At 41.4% G+C, this 24534-nt stretch carries 18 protein-coding genes and 1 pseudogene; 11 read left to right on the top strand and 8 right to left on the bottom strand.

The window, feature by feature from the left end; translation table 11 throughout:
• Positions 1-68 precede the first annotated feature (68 nt).
• The gene (locus tag E0F88_RS24330; protein WP_131960899.1) at positions 69-932 is read right to left on the bottom strand and encodes a TraB/GumN family protein; all 864 of its coding nucleotides are present in this window, start codon (positions 930-932) and stop codon (positions 69-71) included.
• A 74-nt stretch (positions 933-1006) separates the two neighbouring features.
• Entirely contained in the window at positions 1007-2599 is a 1593-nt protein-coding gene (locus E0F88_RS24325) for a M28 family peptidase (protein WP_131960898.1), read from the bottom strand.
• Positions 2600-2755: 156 nt separating this feature from the next.
• On the opposite strand from E0F88_RS24325, the pseudogene E0F88_RS34830 reads away from it, so the two are divergent.
• The 3 genes and pseudogenes from E0F88_RS34830 (at position 2756) to typA (ending at position 5317) form a co-directional block, all read left to right on the top strand.
• A pseudogene (locus E0F88_RS34830) lies at positions 2756-3018 on the top strand (DUF4160 domain-containing protein).
• Positions 3019-3020: 2 nt separating this feature from the next.
• Positions 3021-3290 (top strand): DUF2442 domain-containing protein, encoded by a 270-nt coding sequence (locus tag E0F88_RS24315; RefSeq protein WP_131960897.1) that lies wholly within the window; start codon positions 3021-3023, stop codon positions 3288-3290.
• Between the two features lie 212 nt (positions 3291-3502).
• Complete coding sequence (typA, locus tag E0F88_RS24310; protein ID WP_131960896.1) at positions 3503-5317, top strand: translational GTPase TypA; 1815 nt, start codon at positions 3503-3505, stop codon at positions 5315-5317.
• Positions 5318-5594: 277 nt separating this feature from the next.
• Here the strand turns inward: typA and E0F88_RS24305 are convergent, their stop codons facing one another.
• On the bottom strand, positions 5595-8039 hold the full coding sequence (locus tag E0F88_RS24305; RefSeq protein ID WP_131960895.1) for an outer membrane beta-barrel family protein: 2445 nt from the start codon (positions 8037-8039) through the stop codon (positions 5595-5597).
• 242 nt (positions 8040-8281) lie between these two features.
• Here E0F88_RS24305 and E0F88_RS24300 point away from each other — a divergent pair, with 242 nt between their 5' ends.
• The 7 genes from E0F88_RS24300 to E0F88_RS24270 all read left to right on the top strand — a co-directional run bounded on the left by E0F88_RS24300 (position 8282) and on the right by E0F88_RS24270 (position 15780).
• Positions 8282-9319 (top strand): sensor histidine kinase, encoded by a 1038-nt coding sequence (locus tag E0F88_RS24300; protein WP_131960894.1) that lies wholly within the window; start codon positions 8282-8284, stop codon positions 9317-9319.
• Between the two features lie 131 nt (positions 9320-9450).
• Positions 9451-10161 carry a LytR/AlgR family response regulator transcription factor gene (locus E0F88_RS24295; RefSeq protein WP_131960893.1) on the top strand — a complete coding sequence of 237 codons (711 nt, stop codon included), beginning with the start codon at positions 9451-9453 and terminating at the stop codon, positions 10159-10161.
• Between the two features lie 267 nt (positions 10162-10428).
• Complete coding sequence (locus tag E0F88_RS24290) at positions 10429-11703, top strand: Glu/Leu/Phe/Val family dehydrogenase (protein ID WP_131960892.1); 1275 nt, start codon at positions 10429-10431, stop codon at positions 11701-11703.
• Positions 11704-11961: 258 nt separating this feature from the next.
• Positions 11962-13053 (top strand): sensor histidine kinase, encoded by a 1092-nt coding sequence (locus E0F88_RS24285; RefSeq protein WP_131960891.1) that lies wholly within the window; start codon positions 11962-11964, stop codon positions 13051-13053.
• Between the two features lie 99 nt (positions 13054-13152).
• A complete protein-coding gene (locus tag E0F88_RS24280) occupies positions 13153-13452 on the top strand; it encodes a Dabb family protein (RefSeq protein ID WP_131960890.1) in 300 nt (99 codons plus the stop codon).
• 430 nt (positions 13453-13882) lie between these two features.
• Positions 13883-14191: a hypothetical protein gene (locus E0F88_RS24275; RefSeq protein WP_131960889.1), complete on the top strand. Its 309-nt coding sequence runs from the start codon at positions 13883-13885 to the stop codon at positions 14189-14191.
• A gap of 197 nt (positions 14192-14388) precedes the next feature.
• On the top strand, positions 14389-15780 hold the full coding sequence (locus tag E0F88_RS24270; RefSeq protein ID WP_131960888.1) for a high affinity choline transporter 1: 1392 nt from the start codon (positions 14389-14391) through the stop codon (positions 15778-15780).
• Between the two features lie 49 nt (positions 15781-15829).
• Here E0F88_RS24270 and E0F88_RS24265 read toward each other — a convergent pair whose 3' ends face one another.
• The 5 genes from E0F88_RS24265 to E0F88_RS24245 all read right to left on the bottom strand — a co-directional run bounded on the left by E0F88_RS24265 (position 15830) and on the right by E0F88_RS24245 (position 21048).
• Positions 15830-17716 (bottom strand): monovalent cation:proton antiporter-2 (CPA2) family protein, encoded by a 1887-nt coding sequence (locus tag E0F88_RS24265; RefSeq protein WP_131960887.1) that lies wholly within the window; start codon positions 17714-17716, stop codon positions 15830-15832.
• A gap of 77 nt (positions 17717-17793) precedes the next feature.
• Positions 17794-18399 carry an NAD(P)H-dependent oxidoreductase gene (locus E0F88_RS24260; RefSeq protein WP_131960886.1) on the bottom strand — a complete coding sequence of 202 codons (606 nt, stop codon included), beginning with the start codon at positions 18397-18399 and terminating at the stop codon, positions 17794-17796.
• Positions 18400-18519: 120 nt separating this feature from the next.
• Positions 18520-19572 carry a Gfo/Idh/MocA family oxidoreductase gene (locus tag E0F88_RS24255; protein ID WP_220466372.1) on the bottom strand — a complete coding sequence of 351 codons (1053 nt, stop codon included), beginning with the start codon at positions 19570-19572 and terminating at the stop codon, positions 18520-18522.
• Between the two features lie 67 nt (positions 19573-19639).
• On the bottom strand, positions 19640-20434 hold the full coding sequence (locus E0F88_RS24250) for an SDR family NAD(P)-dependent oxidoreductase (RefSeq protein ID WP_131960885.1): 795 nt from the start codon (positions 20432-20434) through the stop codon (positions 19640-19642).
• A gap of 191 nt (positions 20435-20625) precedes the next feature.
• The gene (locus E0F88_RS24245; RefSeq protein ID WP_131960884.1) at positions 20626-21048 is read right to left on the bottom strand and encodes a response regulator; all 423 of its coding nucleotides are present in this window, start codon (positions 21046-21048) and stop codon (positions 20626-20628) included.
• 118 nt (positions 21049-21166) lie between these two features.
• Between E0F88_RS24245 and E0F88_RS24240 the strand changes: the two genes are divergently transcribed.
• Positions 21167-24508 (top strand): chemotaxis protein CheB, encoded by a 3342-nt coding sequence (locus E0F88_RS24240; protein WP_165940144.1) that lies wholly within the window; start codon positions 21167-21169, stop codon positions 24506-24508.
• Positions 24509-24534: the final 26 nt, after the last annotated feature.

Here is a 24534-nt window from a genome sequence, read left to right as displayed (position 1 = left end):
TGACGCAAAGCATACAAAGCAAAACTCCGCGTACTTTGCGTTTTACTTCTTTACCTTTGCGTGAAAACTTATCGAATCGCTCTCACTTTATATCCTTCCTTCCTCAATAAGGCAATCACCCCTTTTTCTCCTCCCAAATGTGCTGCGCCTACTGCAAAGAATGTAGGTTTTTCAGCCATACTTTTTTGGATTCTTGGAATCCATTTTTTATTCCTGTCAAACAACATCAATTCTTCGTTGCCTTCCATCCCGAATTCACTTTTCATCGTCATTTGGTATAATCCGTTGACATCCTGTTTTTTATATAGCTCGACAAGAGCCTTAAATTCTTTGCGGGCCTGAGGCAGACTATCAATCATCATGACAATCATTTTAACCTGATCTTTATATGGAATCGTATCAAAGATGGCCATTTGTTCTTCCAGTGTTTCCAAGCCGATCACTTCCGATTTTTGCTTTCCTGCAAGTTCTACCAGTGACATTTCGTAGGATTGTGGTTGACAGGCAAGTACTGAATTAAACAATGGCCCCATCAAAACAAATGGCTTGGCTTTTTCAAACATGGCCAAACCAATACCGACTGAATCTTTATAGAACTGAGCAAGACGGCTGTATTCTGTTTCTGAAAACAGTTTCTTTAATTCGTTCCCATCTTTCATGTTCATGGTTTTCATCATCGTCGCCATCATGCCAGGATCGTCCATGTCAACTTCAAGAGCAATCTGTTCTGTTTTTGCTACCGCAATTTTCAGAGAATCACTCAACGAAAAGTCGGCGGGGCAAATCAGATGTATTGTACCAAAAAGATAAGACGGTTTGGCTTGTCCGGGAGCGGTAATTTCCCAAAGCAAACTATTCTCTTTTGGTGCCTGGGCTTTGCCAAAAAATGCCAGGAGGGTTAATCCCATAAACAACAATATGCTCTTTTTCATATTTAAATTAAAATGCCCCGATCCGGAAGATCGGGGCTCGTTGTTGGTTTTTTCGATTACCGTTCAGACCGGAATTACTGTTTGTTACTATCCACTACAATCCGTTCGTTGCGGTTAACAAGTTCCCAGGCTGTGTGGAAAACAAGTTTCACGATAGGCGCCTGTTTGTCGAACATGATTTTTTCAACATCATCTCCCGGGCGGTGATAATCTTCATGAACACCGGTAAAGTAAAAAATAACCGGAACGCCCATTTTGGCAAAGTTGTAATGATCTGAACGATAGTAAAAACGGTTCGGATCTTTCGCGTCATTAAAAGTATAATCCAGTTTATAGTTCACATACTTCTTGTTCGCTTCTTCACTGATCGTATGCAGCTGCGATGACAGTTTATCAGCTCCAATCACATATACATATTTCGGATCATTTTTATGCGCTTCGTCCACACGTCCGATCATGTCAATGTTTAAATCCGCAATTGTGTTTTTCAACGGAAGCAAAGGATGCTCGGAGTAATATTCCGAACCAAAAAGTCCTTTTTCCTCACCTGTCACATTCAGGAATAAAATACTTCTTCTTGGTCCTTTTCCGTCTGCCTTTGCCTTACTGAAAGCCTGGGCAATTTCAAGAAGTGAAACCGTTCCGGAACCATCGTCGTCGGCACCATTATTGATTTCCCCATTCGGAGAAATTCCGATATGATCCAAATGTGCACTGATTACCAGTACTTCATCTTTTTTATCTGTTCCTTCAAGAAAGGCAGCAACATTTTCAGTTTCAATGGTTTCATTAACACGTTCAACTTTAAAAGCAACATTTCCTGAAAGACCTTTTGACAATGGTTTCCCTGTTTTCTCTATTTCGGATTTCTCTTTCATCAGCTTTTGAACTGATGTATTCAAAATCTGTGACGCTATTTCAGGAGACAAAACAAAACTGGTTACGCGGTTTGCTGATTCCTGAACCGGTTTTAAGGTCGGTGAACTAAACCGCCTTGCCATCACAGCACGCTGCCGGATTTCCTTATTTAAATCATCTCCCGTTTTGTCCGTAATAATAAAAACAAACTTTGCCCCTTTTTCCAAAGCAAGTTTTGCTTTGTTTTGCCATGAAACAGGTGCGCTCCATTTTGACTTTTCGTCATTTCCACTCAAAATGTATTTCCCATCCGTATTTTTAGGCTCGCCATCAAAAAGAATAACCGCTTTGCCTTTTACATCCAGATTGGCGTAGTCATTATAGGAAGCTTCTTCGATTCCATAACCGGCCAGCACAACGGCGCTGCTCGTTTCCGCAGGGATATCCAGAATCCCGTTCAGATAAAAGTCTTTATTAAATTCATACTTTTTACCATCTGCTTTTACATACACATCACCCCAGCTCCGTTTATAAAGATTATACTTCTGGAGGAAAGATTTCGACCCGTCGGCAGCCGTTGCAATGGGCTGTAAACCATATTCTTTAAAATGCTTTGACACATAATCCGCCGCCTTTTTCTGTCCCGGTGAACCGGTATCACGTCCTTCCAGACTATCGGAAGCGATGATCACCAAATGTTTCTTTAAATCTTCGGGTGTAATGCTCGCCGCATATTTGGCTGCATCGTCCTGTGCATAAGTTAATGTCGTGACAGACAAGAACATTCCTGCCAGTAAGTTTTTGTTCATTTTTGAAGCTTAAATAATAGTTGTAATTTGTACAAAGAAACTAAACGATCTCTCTAATCCAAAATTGAACTACCTACACTGTGTAACTGAGAGTCAGACCACAATCTGTCCGGGCATTTTATATTTGGATAACTAAAAAGACAAAACAAACTGATTATGCCGGAGATAAGCCGTTTCCTTGGAATAATTATTAAGATGTTTTTTGACGATCACAATCCTCCTCATTTCCATGCAGAATTCAGGAATACAGAGCGATTATTGATATTAAAAATGCGGAGCTGCTTGAAGGCTATTTGCCACCAAAACAATTAAAATTAGTACAGGCTTGGACAATTCTTCATGAAAATGAATTATTAGAAAATTTCGTAACCCTCGGCAAGGACATTAAGACCTGGAACAAAATAGAACCTCTGAAATAGTTATGCTACACTACATAAAGAAGATAGTCAATATTCAGGATTACAGCGTAACCTGCCTTTTTAATACCGGCGAGGTACGCGTTATCGATTTAAAAAATGTTATTGAAAAATATAGTAAAATTAATGACGGTCTTATCAGCAGGCTGGCAGAAAAAAGTTACTTTGACACTGTTCAGCTGGACTCTTATGGAACGTTGTATTGGGAAAACGGCGTAGATTTTGATCCTGACAATCTCTACAAAATTTCACATCCAGAAATTGTACCCATTTGATATTTTTCTTCACTATTTGTACTTCTCTCAGCATAAACGGCTTTTTTCCGCAGTTAACAATAAATTAATTGTAAAATACTGTTATTCAGCGAAAAAACTCCGTACATTTGCACCCTGTTTGACGAAATTTCACCAGGAATACAGCAGAGCGATTAGTCAGCAGAAAACAAACACTGCGGTGTGAAAGCCGTAAACAATTGATCTATAAAACAATGCAAGCCATTCGTAACATCGCAATCATTGCGCACGTTGACCACGGTAAAACAACATTGGTTGACAAAATCATTCACGCTTCAAAGTTATTTCGCGATAACCAGGAGTTTGATGACCTCATTCTTGATAATAATGACCTTGAACGGGAACGTGGAATTACTATTACTTCCAAAAACGTATCTGTTCGTTACAAAGATTTTAAAATCAATGTAATCGATACTCCGGGTCACGCCGACTTTGGTGGTGAAGTAGAACGCGTGCTTAAAATGGCGGATGGTGTTTTGCTTCTTGTGGATGCTTTCGAAGGACCGATGCCTCAGACACGTTTCGTGTTAGGGAAAGCAATCGACCTTGGTTTGAAGCCAATCGTTGTTGTTAATAAAGTTGATAAAGAAAACTGCCGCCCTGAAGAAGTTCAGGAAAGCGTGTTTGATTTGATGTTTAACTTAGGCGCCACTGAAGATCAGCTTGACTTCACAACCGTTTATGGTTCATCAAAACAAGGCTGGATGGGGCCGGATTGGCAGCACCCAACTGACAATATTACTTTCCTGCTTGATACAATCATCGCTTCGATACCTGAGCCTGTTATCGAAGAAGGTACTTTGCAAATGCAGATTACTTCTCTTGATTACAACGCTTTCGTTGGACGGATCGCTATCGGCCGTGTAAAACGCGGAACGATCAAGGAAGGACAAACATTGTCACTTTGCAAAGCTGACGGTGTGATCAAAAAAGTAAAAGTTAAAGAACTTCAGACTTTTGAAGGACTTGGCCGTGTGAAAGTAGCGGAAGTTACTGCCGGTGATATTTGCGCTGTGACCGGTATTGAAGATTTCGAAATTGGTGATACAATTGCTGATCTTGAAAATCCGGAAGCAATCAAACGTATTGCTGTTGATGAGCCTACAATGAATATGTTGTTCACCATCAACAACTCTCCTTTCTTTGGTAAAGAAGGTAAGTTTGTGACATCGCGCCACTTACGTGACCGTCTCTTGAAAGAAACTGAGAAAAACCTTGCCTTGCGTGTTGAACCAACAGATACTGAAGATAAATTCCTTGTTTTCGGTCGTGGTATTCTTCACTTGTCAGTTTTGATCGAAACGATGCGTCGTGAAGGTTACGAATTGCAATTGGGACAGCCTCAGGTATTGTTCAAACAAGATGAAAAAGGAGAGCGCCTTGAACCAATCGAAACTTTGGTTGTAGACGTTCCTGAATCAACTGCCGGAAAAGTAATTGAATTGGCTACACAAAGAAAAGGTGAGCTTTTAATTATGGAGCCAAAAGGAGATTTGCAACATCTTGAATTCCTTATTCCTTCAAGAGGTTTGATCGGTCTTCGTTCTAACGTATTGACTTCTACTCAGGGAGAAGCCGTTATGACACACCGCTTCAAAGAATTCGGTAGTTTCCGCGGACCAATCCCGGGACGTATCAGCGGTTCTATCATTTCAAAAGGAACTGGTATGGCAACTGGTTACACCATCGATAAATTGCAGGATCGCGGCCGCTTCTTCGTTGAACCGGGTGATGAAATTTACGGCGGACAGGTAATCGGAGAACATAACCGTCCTAACGATATCGTAGTAAACTTGCAGGAAGCTAAAAAACTGACTAACATGCGTGCATCAGGTACTGATGACGGTCTTAGAATTGCTCCAAAAATCAATTTCTCTTTGGAAGAATCTATGGAATACATCCAAAAAGATGAATACCTGGAAGTTACTCCAACGAGCATGCGTATGCGTAAAATCTATTTGGAAGAAAACGATCGTAAGAGATTCGGTTCTAAAATGGAAATGGCATAATAAATATTTCAAGTTAGAGAAGTTAAAAAAGGAGGCGCATCTTGCGTTTCCTTTTTTTGTGTTTACAGGTCTTTTTCAGCCACGAATTGCACGAATTAACACGAATAAGGAGTTTTTCTTGATTTGTGACTCCACAAAAAATGCCCAATGCTGCAACAAATCCTATTTCTCTGTTGTCCTTGTTTGTGAGAATACAAGCAACGGCAACAATAACTCCTAAACTTCTTATTTTTAACTTCCCTAGCTCCCTCTTCCCTTATTCTTTAACTCCTTCCAATCATAGCCTCCCCTTCTCATCATCCGAAGCATTATCATTATGCCTGCGTTTTCTTGCAAACGTCTCCTTTCCAAAGCGGTAGGTGAAAGCGATACCAATTCGTTGTGTATCGGTCTCGTTGGTTTGAAAATATTCGGATTGGAACAGACTGATTGAACGGTTGTGGTAGACCCAGGAATGGAAAATATCATTGACAGAAATACGGATACTTCCTTTTCCATCCCAGATTCTTTTTTGAATTGATGCATTCAGAATATACATGCCTTTTGTTACAGCCTGCGCCGCAAAATCCCGGCTGGCATAATATCCGCCAAACTCCGCACTTATCGTTTTGGTCAATGTGAAATAATTGTTGAGTTCCAGCCTGGCTATGTTGGTATCAAAATCCAGACTTGCGCCTTGCGATATTCCCCGGATGCCAACTCTTGAAAGCCGCAGCGTTGTATTGGTATACCACCATTTGGTCACCTGGCTGTTCACACTCGTGTTCAGCAGCAGCATGTAACCTCCTTTGATGTTGTCAGGGCGGTTCAGAAAAATGCTGTCGACTATCAGCGTTGCAGGTAATATGGTATTCGTGAATTTGTTGTAACTCAACCCCATATTAAGAATTTGCTTGTGCTGATATTTCAGCTCCAATCTGTTTTGATATTGCGGATTGATATCCGGATTCCCTGAACTATACGTATACTGATCTCTTTGAAAAACAAACGGATTAAGCAGCTGATAATTAGGACGGCTGATCCTTCTGACCGCCATCAGCACAAAGGTATTTTTTCCGTTGTCATCCAGTTTGTAACTCACAAAAGCACTTGAAAAAAAACCTGTGTAGTTTTTGGTAAACTTCGATCCTGCCACTTCCTCGTTTCCCAGTTGATTACCTTCAATCTGCGTATTTTCAACACGTAGCCCTAATTGCGCTCCTAATCGTTTCCACGATTTTTGTCCGTTCAGATAAACCGCATTGATGTTTTCCTGATATTTAAAATGGTTGGAATTTCCGTTGTCCATTACCTGTGTTCCATTTTTCACATTGTAAAAATCAAACACATTGTCGTCATGAATCAAACTGGATTTAAAACCTGCCTCGATCCGCCCCTTGTTTTTTAACGGATGAACATAATCAGCTTTGGCTGTGTAAATATTGATATCCGAAGGAGTTACATAGACAAAATCTGTTCGGTTGATTAGCGCTTCATCCTGGTTAAAAGTCAGGTTTTGTAAGGTTTGATTTCCTTTGGTTATGTAATGAAGATAATTTACATCCGCAGAAAGTTCACGCCCCGAAGCATTGAACTTGTGAAGCATATTCAGATTAAGACCGGCGTTTGTTCTTGTATCACCACCCTCTGTACTTCCCGAACCTCTCAATTCCAACAAACGATCTGCATTAGAATTTTTGCTATTATATTCAAAAATTCCATCTCTATTCGTTCTGTTTAAGTTAAAAATTAACCCAAAAGTCGTTTTAGGTGTTGCCGCAAAGTCCAGTCCAAAATTTCCGTTCAAACCTTTGTTTTTATAAACCTGGTCATTCACCAGATCCACCGTTGAAATTAATTGTGACGAAGCATTGTAAAATCTCCTGTCGTAAATATCCAGTGAATAGTTCTTTTCATAATTATAACCCAAATTGGCAAACAGATTTACTTTTTTTTGACTGTAATTCAGGTTCAATGCATCGTTACTCCGGGCATATTTTCCCTGGGTCAAACCCTTGGATACACTTCCTGTAAATCCACCAGCTCTGTTCTTTTTCAAACGAATGTTAATCACTGCATTACCCGCAGCGTCATATTTGGCAGATGGATTGTCGATTAATTCTATTTTATCCAAAAGTCCGCCGGGAAGCGATTTGAGATATGCCGCCAAATCCTGGCCCGACATGTACGTGCTCCGTCCATCAATCAAAACCATTACACCGCTCCGTCCATTCAGACTTATGTCACCATTACTATTCACGGAAATTCCAGGTGTTTTTTCCAATACTTCCATGGTATTGCTGGTTGCGCTACTGATCATCGCTTCCACATTTACAATCGTTTTATCAATATCCTGCTCAATCAAAGGCTTTTTTGCTTTGACCGTGATTTCTTTAAGTTCCACACTCTTAGCCGGCAACAAAATAATCGCTGGTAAAACAATCGTATGCTGCACATCACTGATCGTGAGCAGAGCACTCACAAAGTCGTTATTGCCCAGCGAAGTAATAGCAAGCAAATAGGTATTGTTTTCCAGATTGATGAATTGGAATTTTCCATTTCCATCCGTGACTTCTCCTGTTACCATCGTAGAATCCATCGCTTTTAACAAACGAACGGTGGACCCGGGCAACACTTCATTGCTTGCATCCCTGACCACACCAGAGATCATTTTGCCGGATGATTGCGCATAAACGGTGTTTGACAAAAATAATATGATTAATAAACCGGCTAACGTTTTCATGGCTGTTTCCTAATTGGTTATGAGTATGAAGCAAATATTGGCCGTAGAAACTGCTGCATAAAAAAATAGTGTTGTAACTTCCCAATTCACTGACGGAATGTGATTTCCGGATGTCCAAATATTCCATCATCAGTTATATCGTTTCTGTCATGAATTTTTATCTGTCCGCCATTTTGTTTTATAATAGTTAATTGAATACTGCATTTTGCAGATGTTTTCAATCCAGGCAACTGAAATAATATATGATTAAAGTAAAAGGAATCGAAGAGAGTGATTTTAAACTGGGGATGTATGCAATTGTCACCGGAATTGCAGCTGTTTCGATGTGGTTTGCGATTAGTTTTTATGCCAGGGCAATTGGCGTAGGCGAAGATGAAATCGTTTCAACGATAGGAACAGTCTTTTTTCTGGCGAGTGTTTTTTTGGGGAGACGTTTAGCACAACTTTGGCTTGAAAACGGTGTCAATGTGTCCTTCGGGATGCTAACAGGCATAGGTTTCAGTGTACTTACCTGTATCGGCTGGATTTTTAATCACGGAGATCGCCCCTTTGTAAACCGTCCTGCACTTAATTTGCTTATGTATTGGCTGCCATTTCTGGCTGCAAGTATAGCTTTGGGATTATTTATTAAACTTACCCGCTCAATCGGGCAAAAGAAATTAAAAGAAGCGCAAACAGATGCAGCGCACAGCCAAAGTGAGTTGCAGCTGTTACAATCTCAGCTGAGCCCACATTTTTTGTTTAATACCCTTAATAACCTGTATGGCTTGTCGATTACCCGGCATGAAAAAATACCCCCGCTATTATTAAAACTTTCTGAGCTGCTTCGTTATTCGGTGTATAGTTCCGGCGAAACCTTTGTGCCGCTGAAAGATGAGCTGGCTTATATCGAAAATTATATTGAGTTTGAAAAAATAAGAATCGGCGAAAGACTTGTATTGGCAAATGACATTGAAAAAATAAACAACCCTGCTGTTAAAATTGCCCCTATGCTTTTGATTGTCTTCATCGAAAATGCCTTCAAACATTCCAAAAACACGGCGGATGAAAAAATTTACATCGAATTTTCGTTAAAAATCTGGGGAAATTCCATTCTGTTTTATATCAAAAACTCACACAATAAAACGAAAAAAGAAAACAATAATTTTGATAAAAATAGTGGTTTCGGAATGGTAAATGTCACAAAAAGACTGGCACTTCTTTATCCCGGGCAACATGACCTGACGATAGAAAATGAAGAAACAACGTATGTTGTTAACCTTCGATTGAAAGTTAAATAATGGAAAAAGGGAGGATGGAGGAAGGCATGATGTAAAATTTGAGGAAAAGGGAAAAGAATACTTTGACAAAAGATAAACTTAGTTTCTATTAATTGAGCTAACAGCTATTATCTAAAAGCCACCAGCTATACATGAACATCAACTGCCTGATCGTAGACGACGAACCCATTGCCAGGGACATCATAAAAACCTATTGCGGGCATCTGCCTTATCTGCATATCGTCGCAGCCAGTGGAAATGCCCTGGAAGCCAAAATCATTTTACATCAGCAAAAAGTGGATATTCTTTTTCTGGATATCAACATGCCGGTTATGGACGGTGTCACCTTTTTGAAAACGCTGCGCAATCCACCGCAGGTTATTTTCACAACCGCCTACAAAGAATACGCTCTTGATGCGTTTGATCTGGCAGCCTGCGATTATTTATTAAAACCCTTTTCGCTGGAACGTTTTATCGTTGCGGTTGACAAAGCCATTGAGCGGCTTCAAATTACACCCGGTGCTCCGGTAGAAAATCCGGAACAGAAGATTGAGGATTTTATCTTTATTAAAACAGATGGTAAAATCTTTAAAATAAGGCACGAAGACTTACTGTATGCAGAAGCAAGTGGAAACTATACAAAGATCGTCACGACACAGAATACGCTTTTGCCAGCCATGACTTTCTCCAGTTTTGAAGAGTTGCTCCCCAAAACATTTTTCCTGCGCGTACATCGTTCATTTATTATCAGCAAATCAAAAATTGACCACATTGAAGGTAACCGGTTATTTATCAGTAAAACGGAAATTCCTATCGGAAATAACTACCGGGAAAGCTTTCTGAAAGAACTGGGGCTGATGTGATTATCAATTTTTATCCAAAAGTTTCTAATTTTTATCATTTTAAAATAACCCGAAAATCTTATAATAAATTTGGGCAACAGGTTTAATAGTATCGAATCATTTCAGGGATTTGCGGTAGTATGAAACAATCTATGCAACCTCGGTTTTTATACTATTTCAAGATATTCTGGTTTTTTATTTTTATCAAATGAAATACTGTAAGTTTACGTTTACAAAACAGTTATATTCATTAACATACTTAATATCAGTATTTTAAATTAAACCAAAATGTCATATATAGAACCTGCTCCAATCAAGGATAAAGAGAATCCACTGGAGTCGATGATGCAGCGATTTGACAAAGCCGTGGAACTTCTCGGCATTTCGGAAGAAATGTATCATATTTTGAAAGTGCCCCGCAAACAGGTGATCGTGGGTTTACCCGTGACGATGGATTCGGGTGAAATCAAAACTTTTGAAGGTTACCGGGTTATTCACTCTACCATTCTTGGGCCAAGTAAAGGCGGTATCCGTTTTGATCCGGCCGTTAACCTGGACGAAGTACGTGCACTCGCTGCCTGGATGACCTGGAAATGCGCCGTTGTTGATATTCCTTACGGTGGTGCAAAGGGAGGCGTTGCCTGCAATCCGAGAGAAATGTCTGCAGGTGAAATAGAAAGGCTGATGCGTGCCTACACAACCGCCATGCTGGATGTTTTTGGTCCTGACCAGGATATTCCCGCACCTGACATGGGTACCGGCCCGCGCGAAATGGCCTGGCTGATGGATGAATATTCGAAATCAAAAGGCATGACCGTTCCTGCCGTTGTTACCGGAAAACCTCTGGTACTAGGCGGCTCACTTGGACGTACCGAAGCTACAGGTCGCGGCGTAATGGTTTCTGCACTTGCAGGGATGGAAAAACTGCGCATCAACCCTTACCGCGCAACTGCTGTGGTGCAGGGTTTTGGTAACGTGGGTTCTCATGCAGCACTTTTGTTGAGAGAACGTGGTGTTGCTATTCATGCGATCAGCGATATTTCCGGTGCTTACTACAACGATAAAGGAATAGACGTTGCTGCCGCGGTAGCTTATCGTGACAATAATAAGGGTTCTCTGGAAGGCTTTACCGGCGCTGAGCTGATTTCCGGTGATGACATATTTACCATTCCGGTAGATGTGCTTGTTCCTGCTGCCAAAGAAGATGTGATCACGAGAAGAAATGTGGAAAGCATACAGGCTAAAATGATCGTGGAAGGCGCAAACGGACCAACTTCATTTAAGGCCGACGATATTATCAATGATAAGGGTATTATGGTTGTTCCTGATATTCTGGCCAACGCCGGCGGTGTTACCGTTTCGTATTTTGAATGGGTACAAAACCGAATTGGTTACAAATGGACACTTGAAAGAGTAAACCGCCGTACAGACCGGATAATGAAAGATTCATTTGATAAGGTATATGAAACTTCGCTAAAATATAAGGTTTCATTACGTATTGCGGCTTACATCGTTGCGATCGACAAGGTGTCAAGCACTTATAAATATCGCGGAGGATTTTAAAATTAGTAGATAGGATAAGATTACGAAGGAGGAAGTCATGATGGCTTTCTCCTTTTTTAATTTAGCATTATATATTACCATAATATTAAGAAACTTAAATCCTGCGAAATAAACCGCACTTTCTTGCCAGCAGATTCTTAACTTTATGGGTTAATTTATTTTAGCCGATAGCCGATAGCCGATAGCCGATAGCCGATAGCCGATAGCCGATAGCCGATAGCCGATAGCCGATAGCCGATAGCCGATAGCCGATACACCATGTCCCTAAGTCCCCGTTTCATTGCCATTATTCTGGCTTTTCTTATTTCTCTGCTTACAACCACCTTTTTAGCTTTTGTGGAAGGGACTACAAGAAGCATGCTTTTCGTTACCTCAATTTCTGCCTTTATCACTTCATTTTTTCTTGTTTTGTATACGGTAGACATTCTTGTTTTTCGTGAAGTAAACAAGATGTACAGAACGATACATAAGCTCAAAATGAAGGATTTTAACATGACTCCCAGGAAAAAACTGATCCACGAGTCGAATCCGATGAAGACGATCAATGATGAGATTTTTGTATATGTTACCAAAAAACAAAAGGAAATCGACGAGCTTAAAAAGCTGGAATTATTCAGAAGGGAATTCCTGGCCGATGTTTCTCACGAATTCAAAACACCTATTTTTGCTGCACAGGGCTTTATCCACACGCTGCTCGACGGCGCAATGGATGACGAAAACGTACGTGAAAGGTTTTTAATAAAAGCGGCAAATAATCTGGACAGTCTGGATGTACTCGTAAAGGATCTGCTTGTACTTTCTCAAATGGAAACGGGCGACATTAAGATGAACCTGATGCCGGTTGATATCAGGCTGTTGACAATGAATATTTTTGAAAGGCTGGAAAACATCGCTTCCGACAGAAATGTAACACTAAAAGTAAAACCGGATGATCTTTCAGAAGTTTGGGTAAATGCAGATCTGGATCGTATTGAGCAGGTAATGCTGAACCTGATCGAAAACGCGATTAAATACGGGAATGAAGGCGGAAAAGTGATCGTGCATTTTAATGAAAGCAAAAAACAGGTGGAAGTTTCTGTTCGTGATAACGGTCCGGGAATACCACAGGAGCATTTAAACCGCATTTTTGAAAGGTTTTATCGCGTGGATAAAAGCCGTTCAAAGGAACGCGGAGGCACGGGACTTGGCCTGGCAATTGTAAAACACATTATTAACGCCCACGATACAAAAATTGCCGTTATGTCGAAACCGGATAAAGGAACGACTTTTTCTTTCAAACTTGATAAAGTAGTAACAAATAATGCACCGGCTGAGCTACCGGAACAAACCGTACAGGAAGGTATAGATTGAAATGAAGTAAAAATCAATCCGGACAAACTTCTTAACTCCTGTAAATACATTAACTCCGTAAATAACAACTATTAATTCTCACATAATAATTTATAAAACATGTTCGTACATAACGTATTTTTTTGGCTTAAAGAAAAAGATAACGAAGCAGCGCAGCAGGCACTTTTGGCTGGTATAAAATCTTTGGAAGCAATTGAATCTATCGAGTCCGTTTATATCGGAACGCCGGCATCAACCCGCCGCCCGGTGATTGATGCTACATACAGCTTTGCCGAAATTCTCGTTTTTGCTGACGAAGCCGGTCATGATGTTTATCAGGTTCACCCGCTTCACAAGAAATTCGTTGAAGAATGCGCCCATCTTTGGGAAAAGGTGGTTATCTACGACGTGGAGGCATAATTGACATTATCAGGAAGTGACAAGTATTGTCATTTGTTGTCAGGGGTTGTCACTGGTAGTCAGGGGTTGTCCTGCTATCAGCGACAACCCCTGACCATTTAATGACTATTCCTGACTATAAATAACAACCTCTGACTAATCCTGTCTATGCATGACAGTAACTGACCACAAATGACAACCCCTGACCATGCCCGACTATAAAATCCAGTTCCCATTAACCACTTTTCCACTTACCAACAAAGTTATCCACAACTACCCTGTGGATAACTTGTTAATAAATTCACATTTAGTCCATTTACAGCACCTTACCACACTTTTAACCCTTCAAAAAGCTGTTGATAACTATTTTACCATTAACATTTGTTAGTAAACTACCGGGCACTAATCTTCTCTGGCAGACGTTTTAGTTATATCAAAAACGAATTAAGTCATGAGAAACAACAGAATAGGAATAGCGATTATTGGGGTGCTCATTGCAGCAATAAGCATTTCATCTTGTACATATAGGTCACACGGTCCGGTTTACGACAACGGATATGGTTATGGATACGGATACCGTCATTATCCGCCACCGCCTCCGCCAAGAAGGGTTATAGTTGTGAGGCCAACCCCACCGCCAAAAAGAGTTTATCATAGCAACGGACATGCAAACCGATATGACAGAAGAAGTGCTCGTAGTTACAGGAAAAACAGCAGCAGACAATACGGGCACAATGAAAGATCACGTGGACCAAGATAAGTTGTAAATGTTTTTTAGTTTCCCCGGAATAGTGACCGTGAGTTCATTGTTCCGGGTTTTTTATGTTTAAAAAGTGAATTTTATGCCGGAACTATGCAAGTATCTAATTATCTGCTCTTTTTTGAATAAAACGCTTGTTTTATCAATCCGGGAAACGTTTGTTTGTACCACAAACCTTCAACCTCATTCCTTCCTGAATGCTCGCGTTTTCCATCATCGTTTATTTGCTGCTGAACCTGGGAATTGGCCTTTGGGCTTCTAAAAGAATTTCTACCACAACAGACTTTGTATTAGCAGGAAGACGCCTGCCTTTGATCCTGGCCGCATCAGTTACATTCGCAACCTGGTTTGGCTCAGAAACGATCATGGGCGCTCCCACCGAATTCGTGGAACACGGTCTGCTGGGTGTGATTGAAGACCCGTTTGGCGCTTCACTTTGCCTTTTTTTGGTAGGATTGTTCTTTGCAAGAAGGTTTTATAAAATGAATATCATCACTTTCTGTGATTTTTTCAGAATACGTTTTGGCAGGAAAGCAGAACTGTTATCTGCAGTTTTACTGATTCCATCCTATTTCAGCTGGATTGCCGCACAATTGCTTGCAATGGGAATTGTGTTAAAAGTTGTACTTGGCTGGCCGCTGACGGAGTGTATCCTGCTCAGTTCTGCTGTTGTTGTTTTATATACCATCTGGGGAGGAATGTGGTCCGTTTCGATCACCGACTTTTTTCAAACCATCATGATCATAATAGGTTTGCTCGTGGTTGCCGTGGTTTTATATTTTAAAGTAGGCGGATTTTCTCCGTTGATTGAAGCGGCGCCCAAAGATTTTTTTAGATTTTATCCAAAACCCGATTTTAAGGAATACGCCGCCTATTTCGCAGCATGGATAACAATTGGGCTGGGCTCCATTCCGCAGCAGGATGTTTTTCAGAGGGTTATGTCTGCAAAGTCTGCCGATGTATCTGTTAACGCAACGCTGCTTTCTGCATTCATGTACCTGACCATTGCGCTTTTACCCTTGTTTATCGGACTTTGCGGTCATCATCTTTATCCGAATGAAACCGGAACAGATGGCCAGATGATCATCCCGAATATGGTTCTTGAGCACATGGGCATTCCGCTTCAGATTATGTTTTTTGGTGCGTTGGTTTCAGCTATTCTGAGTACGACAAGCAGTGCGATTATGGCACCTGCCACGGTACTTGCGGAAAATGTAGTGAAGTTTTTCAGACCTGAATTATCGGATAAAGAACTCCTAAAAATCATCCGGATCAGCATTTTTGCGATCACGGCCATTTGTATTTCTATGGCTGCAACAAGGGAAAGCATTTTTGAACTCGTTGCCGAATCGTCTGCTTTCAGTCTTGTATCGTTATTTATTCCCCTGGCAGCAGGAATTTACTGGAAAAAATCAAATCAAACAGGATGTATTCTTTCGATGATCGCCGGGCTGGCTGTCTGGTTATTCTGCCTTAAAATAGAAACTTCATATCCACCCATATTATATGGACTACTGGCTAGTTTTACAGGCATGTTAACAGGAATCTTGTTACCGGTATCAGTCTTTGGCTTAAAGGAAAAAATTTAATTATTCCCTCATCCTCCTTTCATTCCTTCTCCTTTTCCTTCTTCCTCCGTTAGCCCTTCTCAACCCCTTCCTCCACTTCCGCCTTCCTGTCCCATCCTCCCAGCGAACGAATATCCGTTGCATCCCTGTCTGCCTGCATGATGAGTTCCAGTTCCTCGATATGTTCCCTGACAGCATTTACATATTCCTGCTCATTACGGATACTGGAAAGGTGTTTTAACGTTCTTTCATCATGAATAAAAAATGTTTTCGCTGACCGCGTCGCTTCATGTGCACGATGCCCAAGAAGTTTCAAAGCATCAATCCCAACTCTTAAACTCGTATCAAATGTTTCGCGGTAAATGTGCATCATACCGGCATTCATCAGGTCGTAAGCATCATTCCGGTTGGTTGAGCGCACGAGTATGTAAAGATTCGGAAAATGTTTTTTAATCGTTTCAATCATTTCCAATCTTTTCTCCTCATCACTGATCGCGATGATGATAATCTGCGCTTTATTGGCTCCGGCGATTTCGAGAAGTTCATAACGGGTTGCATCACCATAATAGACTTTCAAACCCATCCGCCTTAAAAAATCAACATTATCGCTGTCGTTATCCAATACCGTTGCAGTAACATTATTAGCCCGCAAAAACCTTCCGATGGTATTTCCAAAATGCCCGTATCCCGCAATGATTACCGGATTATCCTCTTCTTCCACATCACTTACCTTCTGAACTTCCGTTCCATCCGCCATGGAACACAGTCCTGGCAGGATCAGCTTTTCATTCAGCATCATTACGAGCGGAGTTAGCGCCATGCTAATCGCCACAACGGCCATCATTGTATCGGTGGTTTCTTTGGTTAAAACACCTTGCTGTGCCGAAAAACTCAGCAGCACAAAAGCAAACTCGCCGATCTGGCAAAGCCCGAAACTGAAAATAAAATTCTGTGCATTTCTTACTTCAAAGGTTTTCCCCAACCCAAACAGAACCGCCATTTTGATCACCATAAATCCGGTAACCAAACCTAAAACTGTGAGTGGCTTAGACATGATCAGCGGAAAATCTATCGAAGTTCCGACTGAGATGAAAAACAATCCGAGCAACAACCCTTTAAACGGATCAATCGAACTTTCCAGCTCGTGCCTGTATTCACTATTGGCCAAAACCACACCAGCCACAAATGCACCCAAAGCCGGGCTTAATCCGACAGAAGTCATTAAAACGGCAATACCAACCACAAGCAAAAGTGCCGTAGCCGTGAACATCTCCCGCATACCGGTTTTAGCCATTAGCCGGAATACCGGGCGCAGCAGATATTTACCTGTAACAATAACAACCGCCACGGAAGATAAAACAACAATTGCCTGAATCCAGGCAGGAAGTCCGCTTACCAGTGTTTCATGACTTGCTCCGTGGGCTTCGCCGGCAGGCAGATGATCGGCCAGTAACGGAAACAGGGCCAACATAGGAATAATGGCCAGATCCTGAAACAAAAGCACTGCAAATGAACTTTGTCCGGCAACTGTTTTGAGCCAGCCTTTTTCATCTAAAGTCTGCATTACGATAGCGGTCGACGACATCGCCACGATCATTCCCAAAGCAATTGCTTCTTTCCAGCCAACCTGAAATAATATGGCCAAACCGGCTACAACAATACTGGTAAGTCCAACCTGCAAGCCACCCAAACCAGCAATATTTTTGCGCATTCTCCACAGACGGGAAGGTTCGAGTTCAAGTCCGATCACAAAAAGCATCATCACAACACCAAACTCTGCAAAGTGCATGATGTCCTGGCCTTCCGTTCCGATAAATTTAAGGCAGGCAGGACCGATGATAATTCCGGCCACCAGATAACCCAATACCGATCCAAGTCCGAGACGCTTGGCAATGGGCACCATAATGACAGCTGCCGCCAGATAAATCATGGCCTGAAAGAAAAATGTTTGCTGCATGTATAACTCAATATTTTAATAACTAATTGAAGATTTCGGCAAATTCACCGGATAGATTTTTCTAATTTCCAAGCAACTCAGTGACTGAACGAAGGCACCGGAGTAAGTTCATTTATATATTCAACATCCTGATAATGTATCGGTTGAAATTCTTCATTAACGAGTGATTGCAGCACTCTGGCATAATTCTCGCCGTAACTGTTAATCATATCTTCACTCATGTTATAAGTTTCATGCACAACAAATGGCGGGAGGTATTCCATTTTACATAAGTGAGCAGTCTGGTTAAATGGCAGCAGAAACTGAGTTACCGGAAAGCGGTTGTAACCTGTTTCCTTATACGCTTCGCGCCCACCCCCGCAGGAGATCGCGTTCAGCATTTGTTTGCCGGCCAGCGCATTACCTTCCGGACCGTATGCCCAATTGTATTCCAAAACCAGATCCTGCCATTGTTTCAGAATAGGCGGGCTGCTGTACCAGTAAAACGGATGCTGGAAAATAATGATGTCGTGTTGTGAAAGCAATTTCTGTTCTCTCTTCACGTCGATATACAAATCGGGATAATATTCATACAGGTCGTTGAAAGTCACTCCTTTTACTTTCCGGCAATAGGTTTCCAACGTTTTTTGAATACTTGATTTACTTAATGTAGGATGTGCAAACTGAATAAGAACTTTTGCCATAATCTATTTTTAACAACTTCTTGATTTGTCGATTGATGTAAATATAACAAAAAACGCCGACAGGGTTTTGAACAAATCGTTCTTTCCTGTCGGCGTTCCCAATATAAATCGGGCGGCTATTTAAAGCTGAACTACTCTTTTTTCATCATTGCTGAGAATAGCTGCTTCCAATACTTTCATCGTATTTACTCCGTCAGCAGCCGTGACCGGTTCTGTTTTGTTATGCGCGATCGACTGGTAAACCCCTTCGAAATAATCGAGGTAATTACCCTTCTCGGTTGGCACTTTTTCTCTGACAATCCTACCATCCACTTCTGTATGCAGGACCCCCTGTTTTTCTTCGGGTTCCGTACACCAATCATCTGAATTTGGTTTTTCACCGGCAACCAGTTTATCTTCCTGTAAATCCCCTCTGCTTTTCAGGAACGAACCTTTTAATCCCTGAAGGACATAAGCCGGCACAGCTTCCCTGGCTACAAACCCACCTTTTAAACGCACACGCAGTTTGTCGTAGAACAGTAAAAGCTCAAAATAATCATTCACCTGCGAGCCCGGACGTACTATCCGAAGGTCTGCGTAAACTGCATCCGGTATTCCAAAAAGATACAGGGCCTGATCTGTTATGTGCGATCCCCGGTCTCTCAAAAGTCCGGAGCCCGGTGAAGGTGTTTCCAGATGCGCTTTAGCATTCAGTTCAGGGCTGTGCTGCTCGTAAGAAAAAGTCACTTCAACAAGTTCTCCCAAAAGCCCTTCCTTCACAACTTTTTTTACTGTTTTAAAATCGCTGTCCCATCTGCGGTTCTGGAAAACAGACAGTTTTAATCCTTTTGCATCTGCCAAAGCTTTTAATTCCTTGGCTTCTGCGGCAGTAACCGTAAATGCTTTTTCAACAACGGCATGTTTACCGGCAAGCAATACTTTTTTGGTATATTCAAAATGAGAGTCGATTGGTGTGTTCACGATCACCAGTTCAACTTCTTCGTCTTCGAGAATGGATTCCAGGGAAGGATAACTTTTTACATTCGGGTAATCCTGCTGAATCAGTTTTTTACTTCTTTCCCAGGATCCTGTAATTTCAAATCCAGGATGCAAATCAAGAAAAGGTGCGTGAAAAATCTTGCCCGACATTCCGTAAGAAAGCAGGGCGGTTTTTACAATTCTTTGCTCTGACATATTTAATTTACTGTTTTTTGTTTGATGCCGGATGCTTTAAAACAGGCGAACCACAAACATTTACTTTTTACATAATCGATTTTGCAACGCCACCGTCAACTTTCAGGGCCGAACCGTTGGTACCGGATGATAACGGGCTTGCAATATAAGTGACGAGATTTGCAATTTCTTCAACCGAAGCAAAACGCTGAAGTAAAGACGTTGGCCGTGCCGTTTTGAAAAAGTCCTTCTCAGCTTCCTCAGGCGTAATATTTGCGCCGGCAGCCATTTGTTTTACAAATTCACCAACACCCTCAGATTTGGTCGGACCCGGTAAAACGGAGTTGACTGTTACATTGGTACCTTTGGTAAGTTCCGCCAGGCCGCGGCTTATGGATAGCTGGGCTGTTTTGGTTGTACCGTAATGAATCATTTCCTCCGGGATATTCACGGCCGACTCACTTGAAATAAATATGATTCTTCCCCAGTCTTTCGCGATCATTTTGGGAAAGAAATATCTGGATAAACGCACTCCGCTTAATACATTCACTTCGAAGAATTTAAACCAATCTTCATCTGTAATTTCAACAAAAGGCTTAGGTTCAAAAATGCCGGCATTATTGATCAGGATGTCAACGTCAGGAAGATTTTCAAGCAATGTATTCACTTCTTCAACTTTGGAAAAATCCGCTGCTGCGCCGGAAATATTTCCTTCGGGTACAAGAAGCCGCAATTTTTCAATAGCTTCGACCATCCTGTTTTCCGATCTTCCGTTAATGATAACCGTTGCACCTTCCTGCAATAATTGTTTGGCAATGGCAAAACCAATTCCTTGTGTTGAACCGCTTATAAAAGCTGTTTTCCCCGCTAATTGTAAATCCATTTCACACGTTTTAAGTAGAACATTCAAACATGTCTAACACGGAGACGAATGAAATCAATCCCCAGAAACAGGTTTGTTTGATATTTAAGACGTATTTGTTGATTAAAAAAAAGAAGAATGCCGTCAGATCTTTTACCCCTGGTTTGTAAACGTAAGACTGCAAGTGTATTATTAATTCAAAAAGATTTCCTTTATACAGTTGGCCGGTAAGGTTGCGGGGAACGGTCTTTTTGCGTAACTGCAATAATTTCACTGCGCAATTTTTGATATTCCGAAGGTTTTGTTAAAAAATCCGACGCGCCGAGATTGCGGGTTTCATCTATATCCTTTTGTGCAGACGATGTAGTAAGAATGATTACCGGAATATTCTTAAGGTTTATATCCTTTTTCAGTTCTACAAGACACTTTCTTCCATCCATGAGGTGCATATTCAGGTCTAAGAATATGTAATCAGGCAAGTGTTTTATTCCGCTGCGAAGTTTCCGAAGCGCTTCTGCTCCGTTGTCGGCCATGAGACAGACAGAAGAAGAGTTGATCTCTGCCACGGCTTCGCGAAAGAATTCACGATCGTCCGCATCATCATCGACGATCAGATAGATAAGGGCGCCATTCATTTTATTGGAGTTTGAGGCAAGTTACACAATTTATCGGGCAGGTTAACGACAAATCTTGACCAAAAACAAAACAGGCTTTCATTGGCCGTATTTGCCTATCTTTATGTTTCCCACCGATATGGCATCTTCCAAAAACAATAAAATACAGCCTCCGGCCACACCACAGAATTTCCCGATTGTAGGCATTGGTGCATCTGCCGGTGGACTTGATGCATTCAAACAGTTACTAAAAGCAATTCCAACAGACTCTGGAATGGCATATGTTCTGGTACAACATCTGGATCCTCATCATGAAAGTATTTTACCTGAAATTCTTGCCAAAATTGCCGGCATTCCGGTAAACGAGATCACAGATGATATCCATCTTGCACCCAATCATATCTACGTTATTCCTTCCAATAAGATACTTACGACCTTTGATGGTGTGCTGAAACTTACTCCGCGGGAAAAACTAAAAACCAATCTGGCGATAGATGTATTTTTTACTTCGCTTGCAGATGTACATAAGGGATTGGCAGTCGGCGTGGTGCTTTCCGGTAACGGCTCCGATGGGACGCTTGGTTTACAGGCTATTAAAGAACATGGTGGTGTTACTTTTGCTCAGGACAAACATTCCGCCACGTATGGCGACATGCCGTTAAATGCAGTGAATGCAGGAGTAGTTGATTTCGTTTTGACTCCCTCCAAAATTCCGGAAAAACTTTTGCAAATTTTGAAAATCAATAACGATGTAGCCTCTAAGGATGAAATTGTTTTTAAACAAATACTTTCCCTGCTGCTTCAGAGAAGCGGTGTCGATTTTACATACTACAAACAAACAACAATTAGAAGGCGGATTGCCAGAAGAATGGCAATTGGTAAAATTAAAAATGCAGCTGATTACCTGAAAAACCTGCGTGAAAATAAAACGGAACAACAATCTTTATTTCAGGATCTGTTAATCCCGGTTACCTCATTTTTCAGAGATCCCAATACTTTTGATGCTTTAAGAGAAACGGTCTTTCCTGTTCTTTTTAAAAATAAGGCTGCCAACGAACCTGTCCGGATCTGGATTGCCGGATGCTCCACGGGCCAGGAAGCTTTCACGATGGCTATTTGTCTTAGTGAGTTTTTAAATAGTAAGTTACCCGACCACCGCATTCAGATTTTCGCTTCTGATATTTCTGAAATAGCCATCCACAAAGCAAGAGCGGCAAAGTACTCCAAGGCAGAAGTCCAGATGGTCTCTGAAGCAAGGCTTACCGAATATTTTACAGAACTCAACGGCAGTTATGTGGTGAACAAAAATATACGCGATATGTGTGTATTTGCCGTTCAGAATTTCCTTAAAGATCCGCCATTTGCCAAAATTGACCTGATAAGCTGCAGGAATGTACTGATCTATATGGACAGTTTTTTGCAGAAAAAAGCACTTACGACTTTTCACTACGCATTACAAAAAAATGGATTTCTGATGCTAGGTAAATCCGAAACGCCGAGTGTTGTTTCGGAATCGTTTCTGGCTTTTACCAAAAACTTCAAAATTTACAGCCGTAAGTCAGTACCCGGCCGTTTTATGCATGTTGCCACTGAGCGAAAGGAAGAAGCTGTAGTTAAAAAAGATACCAAAGTTGTGAAACCCGAGATACCGCTTGCTGGTTTTCGTAAAACAGCGGAGGCCATTCTGCTTTCCAATTATACGCCGCCCAGCGTGATCGTGAATGAACAAATGGATATCGTGCACATTCACGGCATCATCACGCCTTTTCTTGAACCTTCGCCCGGCAAGCCCACTTTTAATCTTTTTAAAATGGCCAGAGAAGGTTTGGGATTTGAGCTGAGAAATGCCCTGCATAAAGCCAGAGCCAGTAATATACCGGTGATTAAAGAAGGAATTCCTTCCGTTCTGAATGGCAAACAACAATTGGTAACCATTGAAATCATTCCCCTGATCAATACGGTAGAGCCGCATTTTCTGATTGTTTTTAATAAAACACAAACTTTTTCGGCTTCACCTGCACGCAAGACACCCGGCGTAGAAGCGCGTGAAGCACAGCTGCGTATTTTGCAGGTGGAAAATGAGCTCGCGCAGACCAGAGAAGACATGCGCAGTATTACAGAGGAACAGGAAGCTGCAAACGAAGAATTGCAAAGTGCAAGTGAAGAACTGCAAAGCAGCAGTGAGGAAATGCAAAGCCTGAACGAAGAACTGGAAACGTCGCGGGAAGAGCTGCAATCAAGCAATGAAGAGCTGGTGATCCTGAATCAGGAGCTGCTTGAAAAACAGGAATTGCTCAACACCGAACGCCTGTACGCGGAGGCAATTGTTACCACCATCCGGGAGCCGCTGATCATTCTGGATAAAAATCTTCGTGTAAAAACGGCTAATACTTCGTTTTACAAAAAATTCAATTTTACAGAGCAGGAAACCGAGGATAAGCTGTTCTACGAGTTGCAGGATAATCAGTGGGATGATCATTTGCTGCGTTCGCTTCTTGAAAAGATTCTGCCTCAGAAAACAAGACTGGAAGATTTTGAAATCATTCTTAACTTCCCTTCCATCGGAGAACGAACGATGCTGTTGAACGCGAGACAGATTTTAAATGAAAATACCGCCGAAAGACTGATACTGCTTGCTATTGAAGATATTACAGAAAGAAAAACAACTGAACAGAAATTGCAGTCTTTTTCCGACGAACTGGAAACCAAAGTAAAAGAGCGCACCGCCGATCTTCAGCAAACCAACATGCAGCTCGAACAGTTTGCCCACGCAGCTAGCCACGATTTGCAGGAGCCGCTCCGGAAAATTGTTACATTTTCCAATCGTTTACAGGCAAAACACAAAGGTGAATTTTCGGATGATGTAAGCGATTATCTCAAAAAAATCGAGACTGCCTCTTCCCGGATGAGTAAGCTGATCCAGGATTTACTGAATTATTCTTACCTGATTAATCATGAAAAGCTTTTTGCTCCGACAGACCTGGATGAAACGCTGAAAGATATCATGAACGATTTTGAGTTGCTTATTGACCAAAAACAGGCTATAATCAACAGTGACACCCTGCCCATTATTGAAGCTATACCTCTTCAGATGAATCAGCTTTTTTACAATCTGATCAGCAACGCACTTAAATTCTCCATTGAAGGCACACCCCCTGTTATTGATATCTCTCTAAAAAAACTGACTGAAAAAGAAATAAAAAAGCATCCCGCCCTAAACCGAAAAATTACCTATTGCGAAATCATCATTAAGGATAACGGGATTGGTTTTGAACAAAAATACGGTGAACAGATCTTCACAATTTTTCAGCGACTGAACCAACCCGGTTTGTATCAGGGAACGGGTATCGGACTGGCCCTCAGCAAGAAAATAGTTGAAAATCACCATGGTGAAATTTATGTGGAGGCAAAGGAAAAAGCGGGCGCGACTTTCCATATCATCTTACCCATCCAGCAGTTCAGATCGGTTATGCCGGAATAAATCGCATCCGGATTGGAAAATTTGGG

The organism is Dyadobacter psychrotolerans (assembly GCF_004349265.1).
Lineage (GTDB): Bacteria > Bacteroidota > Bacteroidia > Cytophagales > Spirosomataceae > Dyadobacter > Dyadobacter psychrotolerans.
Note: the sequence above shows the minus strand (reverse complement) of the source record. Positions and strands in the feature narration are given on the sequence as shown.